This is a genomic window from Helicobacter pylori oki112 (assembly GCF_000600085.1).
GTDB lineage: Bacteria > Campylobacterota > Campylobacteria > Campylobacterales > Helicobacteraceae > Helicobacter > Helicobacter pylori_CY.
In genome coordinates this window covers 1,248,944-1,264,675 of sequence record NZ_CP006821.1, presented here as the reverse complement: position 1 = coordinate 1,264,675, position 15,732 = coordinate 1,248,944, and the positions used below count along the sequence as shown (strand labels likewise).

The following is a 15,732-nucleotide window of genomic DNA, read 5'->3' as shown; positions in this document are numbered from 1 at the left end:
CAATTTAAAATAAAATGGCGCTAGCATGACCCCAAAGCCCCTTATTAAATTAATCTATACCAAATAGTAAGGAGTTATCTAACATGGGGTTTTTCAAGCTTAAAGAACACAACACGAACATTGCCACCGAGTTTAGAGCGGGTTTAACGACTTTTATCACCATGATTTACATCGTGCCCTTAAACGCTCTTATCCTTTCTCAAGCCAACATGCCTTATGAAGCCCTTTTGAGCGCGACTGCCATTATCACTATCTTATCGAGCGTGTTTAACGGGTTATGGGCAAACACCCCCATAGCCATGAGCGTGGGCTTAGGGTTGTCAGCTTATTTTAGCTTCGGGTTGGTTCAGGGGCTAAAACTCCCTTGGCAGAGCGCTTTAGGCATCGTAGCACTCTCGGGAGCGATTTTTGTGATTTTGTCTTTCACTAAATTTAGAAGTTGGGTCATGCGAAGCATTCCTAGCGATTTAAGGCGTGCGGTGAGCGCGGGGATAGGGGCTTTTATCGCGTTTATTGGCCTTAAAGAAATGCATATCGTCGTTACCCATAAGGCTACGCTTGTAACCTTAGGCGATTTTGGCGATCCGCATGTGTTATTGGGGGTTGTGGGGATCATTCTAACTTTCGCGCTCTACACGCTTAAAATCAGGGGTTCTTTCATTATAGCAGTCTTAATCACTTCCATTCTCGCATGGATTTTAAAGCTAGCCCCTTACCCTAGCGAGTTTTTTTCCATGCCCGCTAGCATTGGCCCTATCGCCTTTCAATTAGACTTTAAGGGTATTTTTTTTGATGCGAGTGGGGCTTTCACTTTAGCGTTAGTGCCAGTCATCATCACTTTTTTTGTAACCGATTTGTTTGATTCTTTAGGCACGCTTGCAGGGATTGGCCACAAGACTGATTTTTTCAATGATGAAGAAAAAAACAAGGAATTGGAAAAGACTTTAGAAGCGGATGCGGTAGCTTCTTTAGGGAGCGCGGTGGTGGGCGTTTCTACTACGACAGCTTTTATAGAGAGCGCGAGTGGGGTTGAAGAGGGGGGCCGCACAGGGCTGACAGCGGTTTTTACCGGATTATTTTTTGTTTTAACGCTCTTTTGCTTGCCTCTTTTAAAAGCTATTCCTAGCAATGCGATTTATCCGGTGCTAGTGGTAGTAGGGGTTTTGATGTTTAGCGTGTTAGAGGGGGTGAATTTTAAAGACATGGCCATTAGCGTTTCCACTTTTTTAACCGTGGTGATGATGCCTTTAACCTTCTCCATTGCCGATGGCTTAGCCTTTGGCTTTTTGTCTTATAGTATCATCAAATTGGTTCAAAAAGACTTCAAAGCGCTCAATTCAGGCATCATCATTCTCTGCATCATTTCTGTTTCTGTATTTATCTTTCGTTAAGCTCTTTTTAATGGGCTTTGCATTTTTTACTCATTTCATGCCTCTTTTTCTTTATTTAGACAGATTATTATCTTAAAATAATTGTAATATCATTATTATTATATCAACTCAATAAAAAAGGAGAAGGTATGCAAAAAACTTCTAACACTTTGGCGCTGGGGAGTTTGACAGCGCTATTCTTTCTAATGGGTTTTATCACGGTTTTAAACGACATTTTAATCCCACACTTAAAGCCCATTTTTGACTTGACCTATTTTGAAGCTTCACTCATTCAATTTTGCTTTTTTGGGGCGTATTTCATCATGGGAGGAGTTTTTGGGAATGTGATCAGTAAAATCGGCTACCCTTTTGGCGTGGTGCTTGGTTTTGTGATCACAGCGAGCGGGTGCGCGTTGTTTTATCCGGCGGCGCATTTTGGCTCCTATGGGTTTTTTTTAGGAGCGTTGTTTATTTTAGCGAGCGGGATTGTGTGCTTGCAAACCGCTGGTAATCCCTTTGTAACCTTGCTTTCTAAAGGTAAAGAAGCCAGAAATTTGGTTTTAGTCCAGGCGTTCAATTCGCTTGGCACAACTTTAGGGCCTATTTTTGGGAGCTTGTTGATTTTTAGCACGACTAAAATGGGCGATAATGCAAGTTTGATAGACAAATTAGCGGACGCTAAAAGCGTTCAAATGCCTTATTTGGGCTTGGCGGTGTTTTCGCTTCTTTTAGCGCTCATCATGTATCTTTTGAAATTGCCTGACGTGGAAAAAGAAATGCCTAAAGAAACGACGCAAAAAAGCCTGTTTTCGCACAAACACTTTGTTTTTGGGGCTTTAGGGATCTTTTTTTATGTGGGCGGAGAAGTTGCGATTGGCTCGTTCTTGGTGCTAAGCTTTGAAAAACTTTTGAATTTAGACCCTCAATCAAGCGCGCATTACTTGGTGTATTATTGGGGAGGCGCGATGGTGGGTCGTTTCTTGGGTAGCGTTTTGATGAATAAAGTTGCCCCTAATAAATACCTGGCTTTCAACGCCTTAAGCTCTATTTTTCTCATTGCTTTAGCCATTATGATTGGAGGCAAGATCGCTTTATTCGCTCTGACTTTTGTGGGCTTTTTCAACTCTATCATGTTCCCTACAATCTTTTCTTTGGCTACGCTCAATTTAGGGCATCTCACTTCTAAAGCTTCTGGGGTGATTAGCATGGCGATTGTGGGAGGAGCGTTAATCCCCCCCATTCAAGGCGTGGTTACAGACATGCTAGCAGCAACCGAGTCAAATCTGCTCTACGCTTATGGTGTGCCGTTATTATGCTATTTTTATATCCTCTTCTTTGCGCTTAAAGGGTATAAGCAAGAAGAAAACTCCTAAAAAAAGGGGGGGGTTTCTCTCTTATTTTCTTTCTTTTAGCTTGTTTTTAAAAATGTAAAAATGCTTAAATTAAATAAGGTTTGATTGATTAGCGTTTGAAACCAAAAGGCATGCAAATTTTAAAATTTTTAAGATGCGATCACAAATACCCCCAACGAATAAGGAAAACCTCCTAACCACAAAAGATTAAGAGATTTTAAGAATGGAGCAAAGAATAAAGACTAGTAAATGGGTTTGGCGTCTTTGAATTTATATTCCGTAAGAAACCCGGTGCCATCAAAATTACCCACCAAAGAAATCTTTGCAATATCGCCCACTTGGCAATCGGTTTCTAAGATAAGATAAGGCACTTCATCTTTACCGATTAAAGTGATCACTCGGCCCTTTTTTTCACGGCTTTGCTTGGGGAACTCTTTAGAATCAAGACCTGTGGTATTATCGCCGGTTTGGAGCATTCTAAAAGCATAGCACATGCCATCATTGATTTGAGCGCTATAAATTTTGCCTTTTTTAACTTCTTTTTTAACCCCCGGTTTAACCGCGATGCGTATTTCTGAGTGGATCTCAGCTTCTTGCATTTTGCCCTTATAATCTCGCACCTGAACCTTATGCACGCCATTAGGGTCTCCCTTTTTAAGCAGAGAATCTTCATAACTGAATTTTTGAATGTCTAAATCCCCATCAACAAAACTCCTAGCATCAAGCTGAACGCTCAAAAGCCCTAGCAACCCAATTAATGAAAATTTCAAACAACGCTTATAAAAATAACTCATCAACAAATCCTTTCAATGTAAAATCAAACAAATATATCCCAAAATGAAAAACAAAAAGATCACAAAACCGCTAATTTAGCAACAAAAACACGCTCTGTCAAGCAAAGCCTAAAGAAATCATTCAAAAATAATTTCTTCCGGTTTGATTTCATCGCCATAAACAGGCTCTAAAGTTTCCTTGTAAGCTTCTTTTAAAAAGTCGCTAGAAATGAGGGAATCAATTTCGTTGTTCAACCATTCTAAAAGCTTAGGGTTACCCTTTTTAATCGCTGGAGCGATCACATCCTTATCGCCAAGGCTTGTAATGCCTAATTTAAACTCAGGGTGCTGTTTCGCCCAAGCGAGCAACAAAGTGTTGTCATGGGCTAGAGCGGTAGCCTTATTATTTAAAAGGGCTAAAAAAGTCTCTGTGTTTTGTTCAAATTTCAAAAGTTTGATATTGGGGTAATTTTTAGTGAAATAAAAATCCGCTGTCGTGCCTTTATTCACAATCAACTCTTTATCCTTCAACTCTTCTATATTTTTAATGACCCCATCTTTAGAAATCACCCCCAAAGCGACTTTCATATACGGCTTAGCGAAATCCACGACTTTTTCTCTTTCTTTAGTGCGCGTGAAATTAGCCATGATAATATCCACTTTATTGGCTTTTAAAAATTCCACCCTAGCTGAGGCTTCTACAGGAATAAACTCAATCTTATTTTCATCGCCCAATAAATCAAGGGCCATGCGTTTAGCGATGACTACATCATAGCCTTGATATTGTCCCTTAGAATCCACAGATCCAAAAGGAGGCTTATCGCTAAAAACCCCCACTTTTAAAACCCCTCTTTGTTTAATGACTTCTAAAGCGTCCTTTTTTTCTTTATGGCTATCAGAGCATGCATTAAAGACTAAAGCGATTAAAACTAAAAATAGCCCCCACATTTTAAAAAGCCCGTTCGTTTTCATAAAAACACCTTTTTTTGAAATTAAAATCATCTTTTTAGCAAACTTTATTTAACAGCTCCCTAAAAAATGGAAAGTTTCTAAAAATTTTTGCACTCTTTGAGATTTCGGGTGGTTAAAAAATTCTTTAGCACTGTTTTCTTCAGCGATTTTACCGCTATCAAAAAACACGATTTTGCTAGCGATTTTTTGCGCGAATTTCATTTCATGCGTTACAATCACCATGCTCATGCCCGTTGTGGCTAGTTCTAAAATCACTTCTAAAACTTCTTTAACCATTTCAGGGTCTAAAGAGGCGGTTACTTCATCAAAAAGCATGATTTTGGGCCGCATGCACAAAGAGCGCACAATGGCTACTCGTTGTTTTTGCCCGCCGCTCAATTCTTTAGGGTAAGCTTGTTGTTTATGCTCCAAACCCACTCGCTTTAAAAGCTCTACGGCTTGAGAAATGACCTCATCTTTGGATCGTTTTTGCACTTTTAAAGGAGCGAGTAAGATATTATCCAGCACATTTAAATGCGGGAACAATTCATAATTTTGAAACACCATGCCTATTTTTTGGCGCATTTGATTCCAGTTAGTAGTTGGCGTATTAAGGTTAGTGTTTTCAAAAAGAATTTCACCTCCATCAATCTTTTCAAGCCCGTTTAGGCATTTTAAAAAAGTGCTTTTCCCGCACCCGCTAGGCCCTAAAATCACTGCCACTTCACCCTTATTTAAAGTGAAATTGATGCCGTCTAAAACCAAATGGTTTTGATAGGTTTTTTTTAACCCTTTGGTTTCTAAAATCGCACTCATTTTACCCTCTAATGTGTTGGAATTTTTTTTCTAAATAGGAACTATACAGGCTCAAACTATAGCATAAAGTAAAATAAAACATTAAGATAACGCCATAAACCACAAAGCTCGCATTGGGCATGCGTAAGAGATTAAGCTCTATGATTTGCTGGCCCACTTTTAACAAATCAACCGCTCCAATGAGAGAGACTAAAGCCGTGGTTTTAATCATGCGCGTGAATAAATTAAGGCTTGAGGGCAATAAAGACAAAAAGCTTTGGGGGAAAATAATGTTAAAAATCACCCTTTTTGAATCCATGCCTAAAGCCAGAGCGCTTTCTACTTGGTGTTTGCTCACGGAAGTTAAAACCCCTCTGGTTAAATCCATCATTTCAGCGCCACCCCACAAGCTAAAAACAATGATGCTCGCTAAAACCGCGCTAATATGCAAATCAAACCAGCTCGCTAACCCAAAATACACGATAAAAAGCCATGCTAAAAGCGGGATAATGCGAACGCTTTCTAAATACACACGACACGCCAAAACCACTATTTTAGAACCAAACGCCATCAAGCTCCCCAAAAGTATCCCAACAACGATTGAAACAACCGCAGAGCTAAGAGCGATCAAAAGAGTGATCTCAAACCCTTCTAACAAACGCTTAAGGTTGTCTAATTCTAGTAAAACTCCCATTTTTAAGCCACTTTCTTTTTAAAAAAACGCTCTAAGATCACAAGCAAAACGCTTAAAGGGAGTAAAGCGATCAAATAAGTGAGGCTTAACATCAAAAGGCTTTCAGTCGTTTTGTAATAAATGCCAATAAAATCTTTCGCCACAAACATAATATCGGTTAGGGCTATCGCGCCCACCACAGAAGTTTCTTTGAGTAAAAAAATCACATTCGCCCCTATAGAAGGCATAGAAACGCTTAAACTTTGAGGCAGAATAATATAATACATCATCTTCAAAGGGCCAAACCCCAAACTCAAAGCGCTTTCTCTTTGAATAGAAGCTAAGCTTTTAAACCCAAGCAAAAAACTTTGACTCATATACCCCCCACCCAAAAACCCTAACGCTAAAATCGCGCATTCTAAAGCGCTCAAACCGATTTCATTCAACCCGTAATACAAAAAGAAAAGCTGGATGAGTAGGGGCGTGTTCCTAGCGATTTCGCCATAGATATAGACGATAGGAGAGATAAAGCGCGTTTTAAAATACAAAATGATCGCACACAAAAACCCCACCAAAAGAGAGAGCAAAATCCCAAAGAAAGAAATATAAAGCGTGAGTTTTAACCCCTTAAAAAACGCAGGGATGGAGTGAAACATAAAATCCCAATCTAATGCCATAACGCTATACCTTAAAATTAATGACGCTTTAAAGCATCATGTTTAAAAACAGCTCTTATTTACCCTAATTGTTAGAAGTTTGGAAAACCCAAGCCCTTATTATGGAAAGTTTATGAGCCATTCAGTCCCTATTCAAAGAAAATTTGAATTATAATAAAAAAACTGGCTGAAATTAACAACAATGATTAAACAATCATTAAATGGAGAGGACATGCAAAAAAGTTTAGTTTCTTTGGCTTGGGTTTTTGTCGCTATTTTAGGAGCGATCTGTTTAGGGGTGTTAGCCTTACACAAGGGCGAGAGCATCAACACGCTATGGCTTGTAGTAGCGAGCGCTTGCATTTATAGCATAGGTTATCGTTTTTATAGCCATTTTATCGCTTATAAGGTGTTAAAGCTAGATGATAACAGAGCCACGCCTGCATGCGTAAGGAATGACGGCAAGGATTTTGTGCCAACCGATAAAGCCATCACCTTTGGGCATCATTTCGCCGCTATTGCTGGGGCTGGCCCTTTAGTAGGCCCGATACTGGCCGCTCAAATGGGTTACTTGCCCTCTATCTTATGGATTTTGATAGGCTCGGTTTTAGGGGGTTGCGTGCATGATTTTGTGGTGCTTTTTGCTTCCATTAGGCGCGATGGCAAGTCTTTAGGCGAAATGATCAAGCTTGAAATGGGTCAATTTGTAGGCATGATCGCAAGTCTTGGCATTTTAGGGATCATGCTCATTATCATTGCGATTTTAGCGATGGTGGTGGTGAAGGCTTTAGCGCATTCGCCTTGGGGCTTTTTTACGATCGCAATGACTATTCCCATTGCGATTCTTATGGGGCTTTACATGCGATTTTTCAGGCCGCATAAGATTTTGGAAGTTTCTGTTATCGGCTTTATTTTGTTGATTATAGCGATTTATGCGGGTAAATACGTTTCTTTAGATCCTAAATTAGCGTCAATATTCACTTTTGAGGCCAGTTCTTTAGCGTGGATGATCATGGGCTATGGGTTTGTGGCTTCTATTTTACCGGTATGGTTTTTACTCGCTCCACGAGATTATTTAAGCACTTTTTTAAAAATTGGCGTTATAGGGGTGTTGGTTGTGGCTATTGTTTTTGTCGCTCCGCCTTTACAAATCCCTAAAATCACGCCCTTTGTAGATGGCAGTGGGCCTGTGTTTGCAGGAAGCGTGTTCCCTTTCTTGTTTATCACGGTGGCTTGCGGGACGATTAGCGGCTTTCATGCTTTAATTTCTTCAGGCACGACCCCTAAAATGCTCGCTAAAGAAAGCGACGCCAGGCTAGTGGGCTATGGCTCTATGGTGATGGAGAGCGTTGTGGCTCTTATGGCGTTGGTGTGCGCGGGGATTTTACACCCAGGGCTTTATTTCGCTATCAATTCCCCAGAAGTGAGCATCGGTAAAGATATAGCTGATGCGGCTTCGGTGATTAGCTCATGGGGGTTTAGCATCAGCGCTGAAGAAATCCGTGAGATGACCAAAAACATTGGCGAAAGCTCCATTTTGAGCCGCACCGGTGGGGCGCCCACTTTTGCGATCGGTTTAGCGATGATCGTGTATCACATTTTAGGGGATCCAAGCGTGATGGCGTTTTGGTATCATTTTGCGATTTTGTTTGAAGCTTTGTTCATTTTAACCGCTGTGGATGCTGGCACACGAACCGCTCGTTTCATGATCCAAGATTTGCTCGGTAATGTTTATAAGCCTTTGGGCAATCTCAGCTCTTATAAGGCTGGGATTTTTGCCACTCTTTTGTGCGTGGCAGGGTGGGGGTATTTCTTGTATCAAGGCACGATCGATCCTAAAGGAGGTATTTATACGCTATGGCCTTTATTTGGCGTGAGTAATCAGATGTTAGCGGGCATGGCGTTGTTGTTGGTTACGGTGGTGTTGTTTAAAATGGGGCGTTTTAAGGGGGCGATGGTAAGCGCCTTACCAGCAGTTTTGATTTTATTTATCACTTTTTATAGCGGTATTTTAAAAGTAATGCCAAAGAGTAATGATAGCGTGCTTAATAACGTTTCGCATGTGGCGCAAATGCAAATCATCAAAGAAAAAATGGCTACCACTACCGATGAAAAAGCGCTAAAAACGCTCCAAAAATCCTTTTTTAACCATGCGATTGATGCGATTTTGTGCGTGTTTTTCATGCTTGTGGCGCTATTGGTTTTAATAGTGAGCGTTAGGATTTGCTCAAACGCTTATTTTAAAAATCAAATTTATCCGCCGTTAGCTGAAACCCCTTACATCAAAGCTACTTGAATAAAGGGGGCTTAAACCCCCTTTAAATCCATAGAAAAAAGTTTGACATCGTTTGTGAAGCGTGCAAACACTAAAGATGTTTGGGGCTTCTGCTTGGGTTTTTAAAAAGCTATCGCTTGATTTTTTAAAAGCTCAATTTTAAAGATGATTTAAAGATGATAGGTATTTTGTTTAATGGGTATGATTTAAAAAAGGGCTTTTGCTTGAAAAGAAATTTTATATATAGAGATTAGAGGAACAGCGTTAAAAAACGCTTATCCTATCATGGGAGATAGCATCAAAAGACGCCTACTATATTTTGTGATCATAGCATCAAAAAGACGCCTACCATAATCATAGGGTAGCATCAAAATGACGCTACTAGAGCCGTGTATAACGCGCTCCTGTCAGAATAAAGGGCGGGGAAGTCTTTAGGCACAGGCCCGTTTTCACCCGGTTTAAAGCCTTTGTTAGTATGCACGCCATAATACGCAAGATCCACGCTACCGCTCAAGTATTCAGTGAATTTATAACCTAAAGAGATCATCGCTCTCGCTTCCCAAGAGACCACTGAATTGGAATATTGCGTGGCGAATTTCCATGTGAATTTTTTGGCAAAATGAGTGCCGCCACAAGAAAGGAGAATGGTAGCGGCGTCTCTTTTAAGGGCTGTGCCTGTAAAACCCGCATACACGCTGTTACTCCCCATTATCACACCGCTTGGATTGCCCATATTGCCTATCCAACCATTAGCGTTTTGAAAGACTTTATAAAAAGCGATGGAAACATTGTAATTATTGATGTCAAAGCGTTGGCGGATAATGAGATTTTGCCCGTTTTGAGTGGCAGGCGTGTCGTATCTATAGACCGGACTCCCATCAGATTTAACGATCATCCAAGGGTAGTAAATGGGGAAAAACCCTATGACAGCTGTGTCAGAGCGAAAGCCTGTGCCGCTAAAATTAGGGTTAGAGTCCCAACCAATCTTAACGCCCGGAGCGTTAAAGATTTGAGGCGAAAGGTAATAAAAGCCTTCTATGAGGAAACGATGAGGTTTATAGGTGAGTTGCACCGCATGCGTGCCATAAAGCACCTTTTTCCCATGGCTATCATAACCTCCCTTATCGTTTTTGGTGAAGCCTCCGCTATAAGTGGTTCGTGCGGCAAACCAATCCATCAAAAACGAACCATAAGCGAACGCCCTCCCAAAAGAGCTAAACCAAGTCAAGCGCGCATGCTTGTATTGCCCAGAAACTTGAAAGCCTTGCGTTTGACCGCTTTTATAAGGCATAGTGGATAAATAGCGTCCGGCTTTTATTTCAAAATAATTCTTATAAGCGTATTCTAAATACGCATCGCTAAAGACATAATTGCGGACATTTTTATTGTGTTTCATGTTCTGTGTTTCAAGGCTATCGGTTTGTAAGATGTTTGTATAACCCCCCATGAACCCATCATAATAACCAAAGAGGTTGTAAGCTACAGATCCGTCTTCAAATTTCTTCGTGCCGTCATAGAAAATAGATCCCACCATGCCCCCTATTTTGCCTTTTAGAACATGGTCTGAAACCTTTTTGGGTAACAAGCTAAAACCAAGCCCTAAATAGCCCGCAATCGTTGCGAATTGCTGCATAGGGTAGATGCCTCTTTCTTTATTGATTTTATGCTGGTTAAAGCCGATAGTGCTGGATTGATCCACAAAGCCATTGAGCTTAGCTTCAAAACCTTGTAACGAAGAGCTTAAAAATGCCCCAAAGAATAAAACCTGACTTGCCTTTTTCATGCATGTCTCCTAAAATGAGATTGATAAATACAAATACTTTTAAAGATAAATCTATTCTTTGATTTTTATTATTCTTAGCTTTGAAATAATTATAATATGTAAAATAATGCATATGATGAGAAAATCCAACTTCTAAAAGCTAAAAACGATTAATTTGTGGAAAATTTACTCTCTTTAAATTCAAATGGCTAATATGTGGCGCTAAAATCCGTTATGATTGACGGATCATTTTGAACGGAGTGCTTGAGAATGGGGTTAAGCTTTGCTTGATTGTTTTTTAGGTTTTATCTTGTTATCAAACAAAGCCTATTGGTTGTAATTTTTATACAATTCTATTAAATGCTTAGTGGAGCTGTCAAAATAAGCGTTGCTTTTATGCCCTTCTAATTCTTGTAAAATCGGCACGGCCAATTCTTTCCCAAGCTCCACGCCCCATTGATCAAAGCTGTTAATATCCCAAATAACCCCTTGCACAAAGACTTTATGCTCATAAAGAGCCACTAACGCCCCAATATTGCTTGGTGAAATCTTTTCTAATAAAAGGATATTAGAGGGGCGGTTGCCAAAAAACACCCTGTGGTGGGCTAAATCTTTGGCTTCATCTTTGTCTAATCCTTTAAAGAGCAATTCCCCAAGCGCTTCTTCATAACTCTTGCCTTTCATAAAAGCTTGCGCTTGTGCTAAAACGTTGCTGAATAAAATCTCATGGTGGCCTTTAGCGTTAGGCTTTTTATCTAAGGAAGCGATAAAATCAATGGGTATTAAATGCGTGCCTTGGTGCAAGAGCTGGAAAAAGGCGTGCTGAGCGTTAATGCCCATATCGCCCCAAACAACAGGGCATGTGTCATAGGGGATGGTTTCGCCTTTTTTGCTGATGCGTTTGCCATTGCTTTCCATATCCAATTGCTGAATGAATTTAGGGAAATGCCTCAAATACTGATCGTAAGGAGCGATTAAATGGCTTTTGGATTGGAAAAAATTGATATACCACACGCCAATTAGCCCCATTAAAACGGGTAAATTGCTTTCAAAAGGGGCGTTTCTAAAATGCTCATCCATCAAATACGCCCCTTTCAAAAGAGCGTTAAAATTTTTCTTCCCTAAATAGATCATAATGGACAAGCCAATGGCCGACCACAAGCTATAGCGCCCCCCTACAAAATCCCAAAATTCAAACATGTTATGCTCGTCAATGCCAAATTGTTGCACAGCTTCTTTATTGGTGGATACCGCTACAAAGTGCTTAGCGATATGCTTTTCATTGCCACTTCTTTCTACAAACCATTTTCTAGCGGTTAGGGCGTTGGTTAAGGTTTCTTGAGTGGAAAAAGTCTTGGAAGCTACGATAAAAAGCGTGCTGGCCGGATTGATTTTTTCCAAAACGTCTAAAATCTGCGTGCCATCCACATTAGACACAAAATGCATTTTTAATCTCGGATGGCCGTAGCGTTTTAGAGCGGTGCAAACCATTAAAGCGCCTAAATCTGACCCCCCAATACCGATATTGACAATATCGGTGATCACTTGATTGGTATAGCCCAATCTTTTACCGCTCCTCACGCTATCGCTAAAGGCTCGCATGCGTTTTAAAACGCTCCGAACACTTTTTAACACTTCCATGTTGTCTAGCAAGATTTCTGCGTCGTTCAAACTCCTTAAGGCGGTGTGTAAAACGGCCCTTTTTTCGGTGGTGTTGATTTTTTCGCCCTTAAACATCGCCTCAATCTTTTCTTTTAAAGAGCAGTCATTCGCCAATTCAAAAAGAAGCTTTAAAGTGGTATCGTTCAAGCGGTTTTTGGAATAATCCAAGCTCAAGCTTTCCAATTGCACGAAATAACGGCTCGCTCGCTCTTTGTCTTTAGAAAACCAGTCGTGCATATGCGCTTCTTTGATTTCTTCATAATGTTTGAGTAATTTTGGATAAGTTTTTAATTGGGTTAGCATCAATACCCCTTAAATAAAAGATATAACGCTGTATTATAAGCTAGTTTTAATTATAATTTTCAAATGTTAAGAAAAAACATTTTAGCTTACTATGGGGCGAATTTTCTCTTAATTATCGCTCAAAGCTTACCCCATGCGATTTTAACCCCCTTGTTGCTTTCTAAAGGGCTTAGTTTGAGTGAAATCTTGCTCGTGCAAACCTTTTTTAGCTTTTGCGTGCTGGTGGCTGAATACCCAAGCGGTGTTTTAGCGGATTTGATGAGCCGGAAGAATTTATTCCTGGTTTCTAATGCCTTTTTAATCGCTAGTTTTTCGTTTGTGCTGTTTTTTGATAGCTTTATTTTCATGCTTGTAGCATGGGGGCTGTATGGTTTGTATAGCGCATGCTCTAGCGGCACGATTGAAGCTTCACTCATCACAGACATTAAAGAAAACAAAAAGGATTTGTCCAAGTTTTTAGCCAAAAACAATCAAATCACTTATTTAGGCATGATTATAGGGAGTTCTTTGGGGTCGTTTTTGTATCTCAAAGTCCATGCGATGCTGTATATTGTGGGGATTTTTTTAATCATGCTCTGCGTGCTAACGATCATTTTTTATTTTAAAGAAAAAGAAGAGGATTTTAAAAGCCAAAAAAGTTTGAAACTCCTTAAAGAGCAGGTCAAAGGCAGCCTTAAAGAGCTTAAAGATAACCCCAAGCTTAAAATTTTGTTAGTGGGGCATTTGATTACGCCCGTCTTTTTTATGAGCCATTTTCAAATGTGGCAAGCGTATTTTTTAAAACAAGGCATTAAAGAGCAATACCTTTTTATATTTTATATCGCTTTTCAAGTGATTTCTATCCTCATTCATTTTTTAAAAGCTTCAAATTACAGCCAAAAAATCACCCTAAGTTCGCTTTTGGTGTTACTGGGCGTTAGCCCCTTATTGCTTATGAATATCCCTTATTGTTTCATAGGGGTGTATGCGCTCATGGTGGCGTTTTTCACTTATATGAGTTATTGCTTGGGGTATCAATTCTCCAAATTCGTTTCTAAAAACAACATTTCATCGCTCTCATCGCTTTTATCAAGCTGTGTGCGCGTGGTCTCTGTGCTAATCTTATCGCTCAGCAGTTTGGAACTGCGTTACTTTTCACCCCTAACTATCATAACCATGCATTTTGCTCTAACGCTTCTCATTCTCTTTTTCTTTTTGTATAAGGCTAAGCCGTTTGATGAGTGAGCGGCTTTAAGAGCACAACCTTTTAGCGATTTCTTGCGCAACATCATAGCCATGATTTAGTGCGGTAGCGATGCTCGCTCCTGATTTGAATAAAATATCGCCCACGATGAACAAATTAGGGATATTGTTGCTCTCTAAATTTTCTTTCACCACAGGGATATTGGTGCTAGGATCTAATTCTAAAGAACAGCGTTTAAAAAACTCTAAAGGGGTAGAGCCTCCGATCGCATACAGCAAGCGATCAAAACTCTCGCTCGTGTTATCGGTGAAATTAACCTTAATTTGAGTGTTATCTTCTTCTAGGCTTTCAATATCCACTCCAAGCTTGCTTTTAAGCGTGTTATTGTCTAGGACTTCTTGCAAATTTTTAGCGTTGTCTTCATTGATACGGCTGAATTCTTTTTTGCGGTAATTGAGGGTGGTAGGGGTGGTTTTGCACAAAGCAATGGCGTATTCCACCGCTGAGTTGCCTCCGCCGATCACAAGGGTTTTTTCATTTTCCTTACAATCGTTGATGCTAAAAACCACTTGTTTGGAGAGTGCAACAGGGATTTTATAAGTAGGGCGGTTTGGTTGGCCCATTTTCCCGATCGCAACCACCACAAATTTAGCATGATAGGTTGTGTTAGAAGTGGTGGTGATTTTAAAGTATTCGCCTTCTTTTTTCACGCTCTCAATATCGGTTTTATAGCTTGGCGTGATGCGGTGCTCTTTTAAAAGATTAGTGAAATTCTCTAAAGTTTCTTCTTTAAAGCTGTCTTTAAAAGGGATATGCCCTTTAAGCTCTACGACTTGCTTTTTATAATCTTTATCAATCCTTTTACCGGCTTTATAAAACTTTTCCAGCATGCCTGAATGGCTTTCGGTTTTTTCGCATAAAAGCACCTTTTTAACGCCGGCTATTTCGCATTCTATAGCTGTGGCAATGCCCCCAGGCCCTGCGCCCACTATCAACACGTCTAAAACTTCTTGACTCATTTTCTATCCTTTTTATTTTAATTTTTTAATTCTCTTGGCGTTTTTCTTGTAAAATCGCTTCGTTCAAATCGCTCGTGCTGTCATACAACACGCTTTCAAGCATGCGTTTTTCATCGTCAAACTGACCGCTTTTAACCCCCCATAAAAACGCTATTAAGCCTATTAATCCCATAAGCACTGAGACAACTAACATGATGGTTAAAATTTCTGTATTCATCTCTATTTTTTTAGGTTATTAGAATAACGCTGTCATTATACTAAAAGATAGCGTTTAAATCACCAATAGGTTGAATAAGTTTGGATAACATGAAAATAAAAACGAAATCAAAAGAGGGTTTTTTATGCAAGAAGCGTTGTTGCGTTTTCAAGAGGGTTTTAAGGAGTGGGGTTATCTTATTTTATTTTTATATTCTTTAGGGGGTGGGTATGTGGGGATTGTCATCGCTTCCATTTTGAGCGCTACCACACACGCTTTAGATATAAAAATAACCATTCTTGTCGCTTTTTTAGGGAATATGGTAGGGAGTGGGGCTCTTGTAGTCTTTGCCCGCTATCAAAAAAGAGAGTTTTTAAAGTATTTCCAAAAGCATAGAAGAAAGCTTGCTTTAGCGAGTTTGTGGGTGAAACGCTACGCCTTGCTCATGATTTTTGTTAATAAATATTTGTATGGGATTAAAAGCGTTGTGCCTTTGGCGGTTGGTTTTAGCAAATACCCTTTAAAAAGGTTTTTATGGCTTAATGTTTTTTCCAGTTTTTTGTGGGCGTTAATCGTGGGGAGCGTTTCTTTTCAAGCGAGCGATTGGGTGAAAACGCTGTATGAAAGGCTTTCTCATTACACTTCGTTTTTTGTCATAAGTTTTGTTCTTATAGCGCTTTTAATATGGTTTTTATTGAAACGATATTCGCGCAAAATGGGTTTTTAAGCAAGATGTTTAATTAAATGCGCTAGACTACGCCC

14 protein-coding genes are annotated in these 15,732 nt (G+C 39.8%); 5 read left to right on the top strand and 9 right to left on the bottom strand.

Going from position 1 to position 15,732, the window contains the following annotated elements:
- The first annotated feature begins 83 nt into the window (after window positions 1-83).
- Both HPOKI112_RS05980 and HPOKI112_RS05975 read left to right on the top strand, forming a co-directional pair.
- Window positions 84-1,391 (top strand): NCS2 family permease, encoded by a 1,308-nt coding sequence (locus HPOKI112_RS05980; protein WP_025277087.1) that lies wholly within the window; start codon window positions 84-86, stop codon window positions 1,389-1,391.
- A gap of 128 nt (window positions 1,392-1,519) precedes the next feature.
- Window positions 1,520-2,743, top strand: a complete 1,224-nt coding sequence (locus HPOKI112_RS05975) for a sugar MFS transporter (protein WP_025309957.1) — start codon at window positions 1,520-1,522, stop codon at window positions 2,741-2,743.
- 221 nt (window positions 2,744-2,964) lie between these two features.
- Here HPOKI112_RS05975 and HPOKI112_RS05970 read toward each other — a convergent pair whose 3' ends face one another.
- The 5 genes from HPOKI112_RS05970 to HPOKI112_RS05950 all read right to left on the bottom strand — a co-directional run bounded on the left by HPOKI112_RS05970 (window position 2,965) and on the right by HPOKI112_RS05950 (window position 6,591).
- On the bottom strand, window positions 2,965-3,516 hold the full coding sequence (locus HPOKI112_RS05970) for a hypothetical protein (RefSeq protein ID WP_000120141.1): 552 nt from the start codon (window positions 3,514-3,516) through the stop codon (window positions 2,965-2,967).
- Between the two features lie 117 nt (window positions 3,517-3,633).
- A complete protein-coding gene (locus HPOKI112_RS05965; protein WP_025277085.1) occupies window positions 3,634-4,467 on the bottom strand; it encodes a transporter substrate-binding domain-containing protein in 834 nt (277 codons plus the stop codon).
- Window positions 4,468-4,515: 48 nt separating this feature from the next.
- Window positions 4,516-5,262 carry an amino acid ABC transporter ATP-binding protein gene (locus HPOKI112_RS05960; RefSeq protein WP_025276271.1) on the bottom strand — a complete coding sequence of 249 codons (747 nt, stop codon included), beginning with the start codon at window positions 5,260-5,262 and terminating at the stop codon, window positions 4,516-4,518.
- Window position 5,263: 1 nt separating this feature from the next.
- Window positions 5,264-5,935 (bottom strand): amino acid ABC transporter permease, encoded by a 672-nt coding sequence (locus HPOKI112_RS05955; protein ID WP_025276270.1) that lies wholly within the window; start codon window positions 5,933-5,935, stop codon window positions 5,264-5,266.
- A gap of 2 nt (window positions 5,936-5,937) precedes the next feature.
- Window positions 5,938-6,591, bottom strand: a complete 654-nt coding sequence (locus HPOKI112_RS05950; RefSeq protein ID WP_025276269.1) for an amino acid ABC transporter permease — start codon at window positions 6,589-6,591, stop codon at window positions 5,938-5,940.
- Between the two features lie 181 nt (window positions 6,592-6,772).
- Between HPOKI112_RS05950 and HPOKI112_RS05945 the strand changes: the two genes are divergently transcribed.
- Entirely contained in the window at window positions 6,773-8,866 is a 2,094-nt protein-coding gene (locus HPOKI112_RS05945) for a carbon starvation CstA family protein (RefSeq protein ID WP_162471556.1), read from the top strand.
- Between the two features lie 346 nt (window positions 8,867-9,212).
- Here the strand turns inward: HPOKI112_RS05945 and hofH are convergent, their stop codons facing one another.
- Window positions 9,213-10,628 carry an outer membrane beta-barrel protein HofH gene (hofH, locus tag HPOKI112_RS05940; RefSeq protein WP_025309956.1) on the bottom strand — a complete coding sequence of 472 codons (1,416 nt, stop codon included), beginning with the start codon at window positions 10,626-10,628 and terminating at the stop codon, window positions 9,213-9,215.
- A 306-nt stretch (window positions 10,629-10,934) separates the two neighbouring features.
- Window positions 10,935-12,572 carry a glucose-6-phosphate isomerase gene (pgi, locus tag HPOKI112_RS05935; protein WP_025309955.1) on the bottom strand — a complete coding sequence of 546 codons (1,638 nt, stop codon included), beginning with the start codon at window positions 12,570-12,572 and terminating at the stop codon, window positions 10,935-10,937.
- Between the two features lie 63 nt (window positions 12,573-12,635).
- Here pgi and HPOKI112_RS05930 point away from each other — a divergent pair, with 63 nt between their 5' ends.
- A complete protein-coding gene (locus HPOKI112_RS05930; protein WP_025309954.1) occupies window positions 12,636-13,796 on the top strand; it encodes an HP1165 family MFS efflux transporter in 1,161 nt (386 codons plus the stop codon).
- 6 nt (window positions 13,797-13,802) lie between these two features.
- On the opposite strand, the gene HPOKI112_RS05925 is transcribed toward HPOKI112_RS05930, so the two are convergent.
- Both HPOKI112_RS05925 and ccoS read right to left on the bottom strand, forming a co-directional pair.
- Window positions 13,803-14,774, bottom strand: a complete 972-nt coding sequence (locus HPOKI112_RS05925) for an NAD(P)-binding domain-containing protein (RefSeq protein ID WP_015428169.1) — start codon at window positions 14,772-14,774, stop codon at window positions 13,803-13,805.
- Between the two features lie 25 nt (window positions 14,775-14,799).
- Window positions 14,800-14,991: a cbb3-type cytochrome oxidase assembly protein CcoS gene (ccoS, locus tag HPOKI112_RS05920; RefSeq protein ID WP_001090943.1), complete on the bottom strand. Its 192-nt coding sequence runs from the start codon at window positions 14,989-14,991 to the stop codon at window positions 14,800-14,802.
- Window positions 14,992-15,115: 124 nt separating this feature from the next.
- Between ccoS and HPOKI112_RS05915 the strand changes: the two genes are divergently transcribed.
- Window positions 15,116-15,697, top strand: coding sequence for a DedA family protein (locus tag HPOKI112_RS05915; protein WP_001879496.1), 582 nt, complete (start codon window positions 15,116-15,118; stop codon window positions 15,695-15,697).
- Window positions 15,698-15,732: the final 35 nt, after the last annotated feature.

Bases quoted from the DNA above. Each gene is read 5' to 3' on its own strand.
- HPOKI112_RS05925 (WP_015428169.1), bottom strand. From the start codon at position 14,774: ATGAGTCAAGAAGTTTTAGACGTGTTGATAGTGGGCGCAGGGCCTGGG.
- HPOKI112_RS05950 (WP_025276269.1), bottom strand. From the start codon at position 6,591: ATGGCATTAGATTGGGATTTTATGTTTCACTCCATCCCTGCGTTTTTT.
- HPOKI112_RS05965 (WP_025277085.1), bottom strand. From the start codon at position 4,467: ATGAAAACGAACGGGCTTTTTAAAATGTGGGGGCTATTTTTAGTTTTA.
- HPOKI112_RS05945 (WP_162471556.1), top strand. From the start codon at position 6,773: ATGATTAAACAATCATTAAATGGAGAGGACATGCAAAAAAGTTTAGTT.
- HPOKI112_RS05915 (WP_001879496.1), top strand. From the start codon at position 15,116: ATGCAAGAAGCGTTGTTGCGTTTTCAAGAGGGTTTTAAGGAGTGGGGT.
- HPOKI112_RS05955 (WP_025276270.1), bottom strand. From the start codon at position 5,935: ATGGGAGTTTTACTAGAATTAGACAACCTTAAGCGTTTGTTAGAAGGG.
- HPOKI112_RS05975 (WP_025309957.1), top strand. From the start codon at position 1,520: ATGCAAAAAACTTCTAACACTTTGGCGCTGGGGAGTTTGACAGCGCTA.
- ccoS (WP_001090943.1), bottom strand. From the start codon at position 14,991: ATGAATACAGAAATTTTAACCATCATGTTAGTTGTCTCAGTGCTTATG.
- HPOKI112_RS05970 (WP_000120141.1), bottom strand. From the start codon at position 3,516: ATGAGTTATTTTTATAAGCGTTGTTTGAAATTTTCATTAATTGGGTTG.
- HPOKI112_RS05930 (WP_025309954.1), top strand. From the start codon at position 12,636: ATGTTAAGAAAAAACATTTTAGCTTACTATGGGGCGAATTTTCTCTTA.
- pgi (WP_025309955.1), bottom strand. From the start codon at position 12,572: ATGCTAACCCAATTAAAAACTTATCCAAAATTACTCAAACATTATGAA.
- hofH (WP_025309956.1), bottom strand. From the start codon at position 10,628: ATGAAAAAGGCAAGTCAGGTTTTATTCTTTGGGGCATTTTTAAGCTCT.
- HPOKI112_RS05960 (WP_025276271.1), bottom strand. From the start codon at position 5,262: ATGAGTGCGATTTTAGAAACCAAAGGGTTAAAAAAAACCTATCAAAAC.
- HPOKI112_RS05980 (WP_025277087.1), top strand. From the start codon at position 84: ATGGGGTTTTTCAAGCTTAAAGAACACAACACGAACATTGCCACCGAG.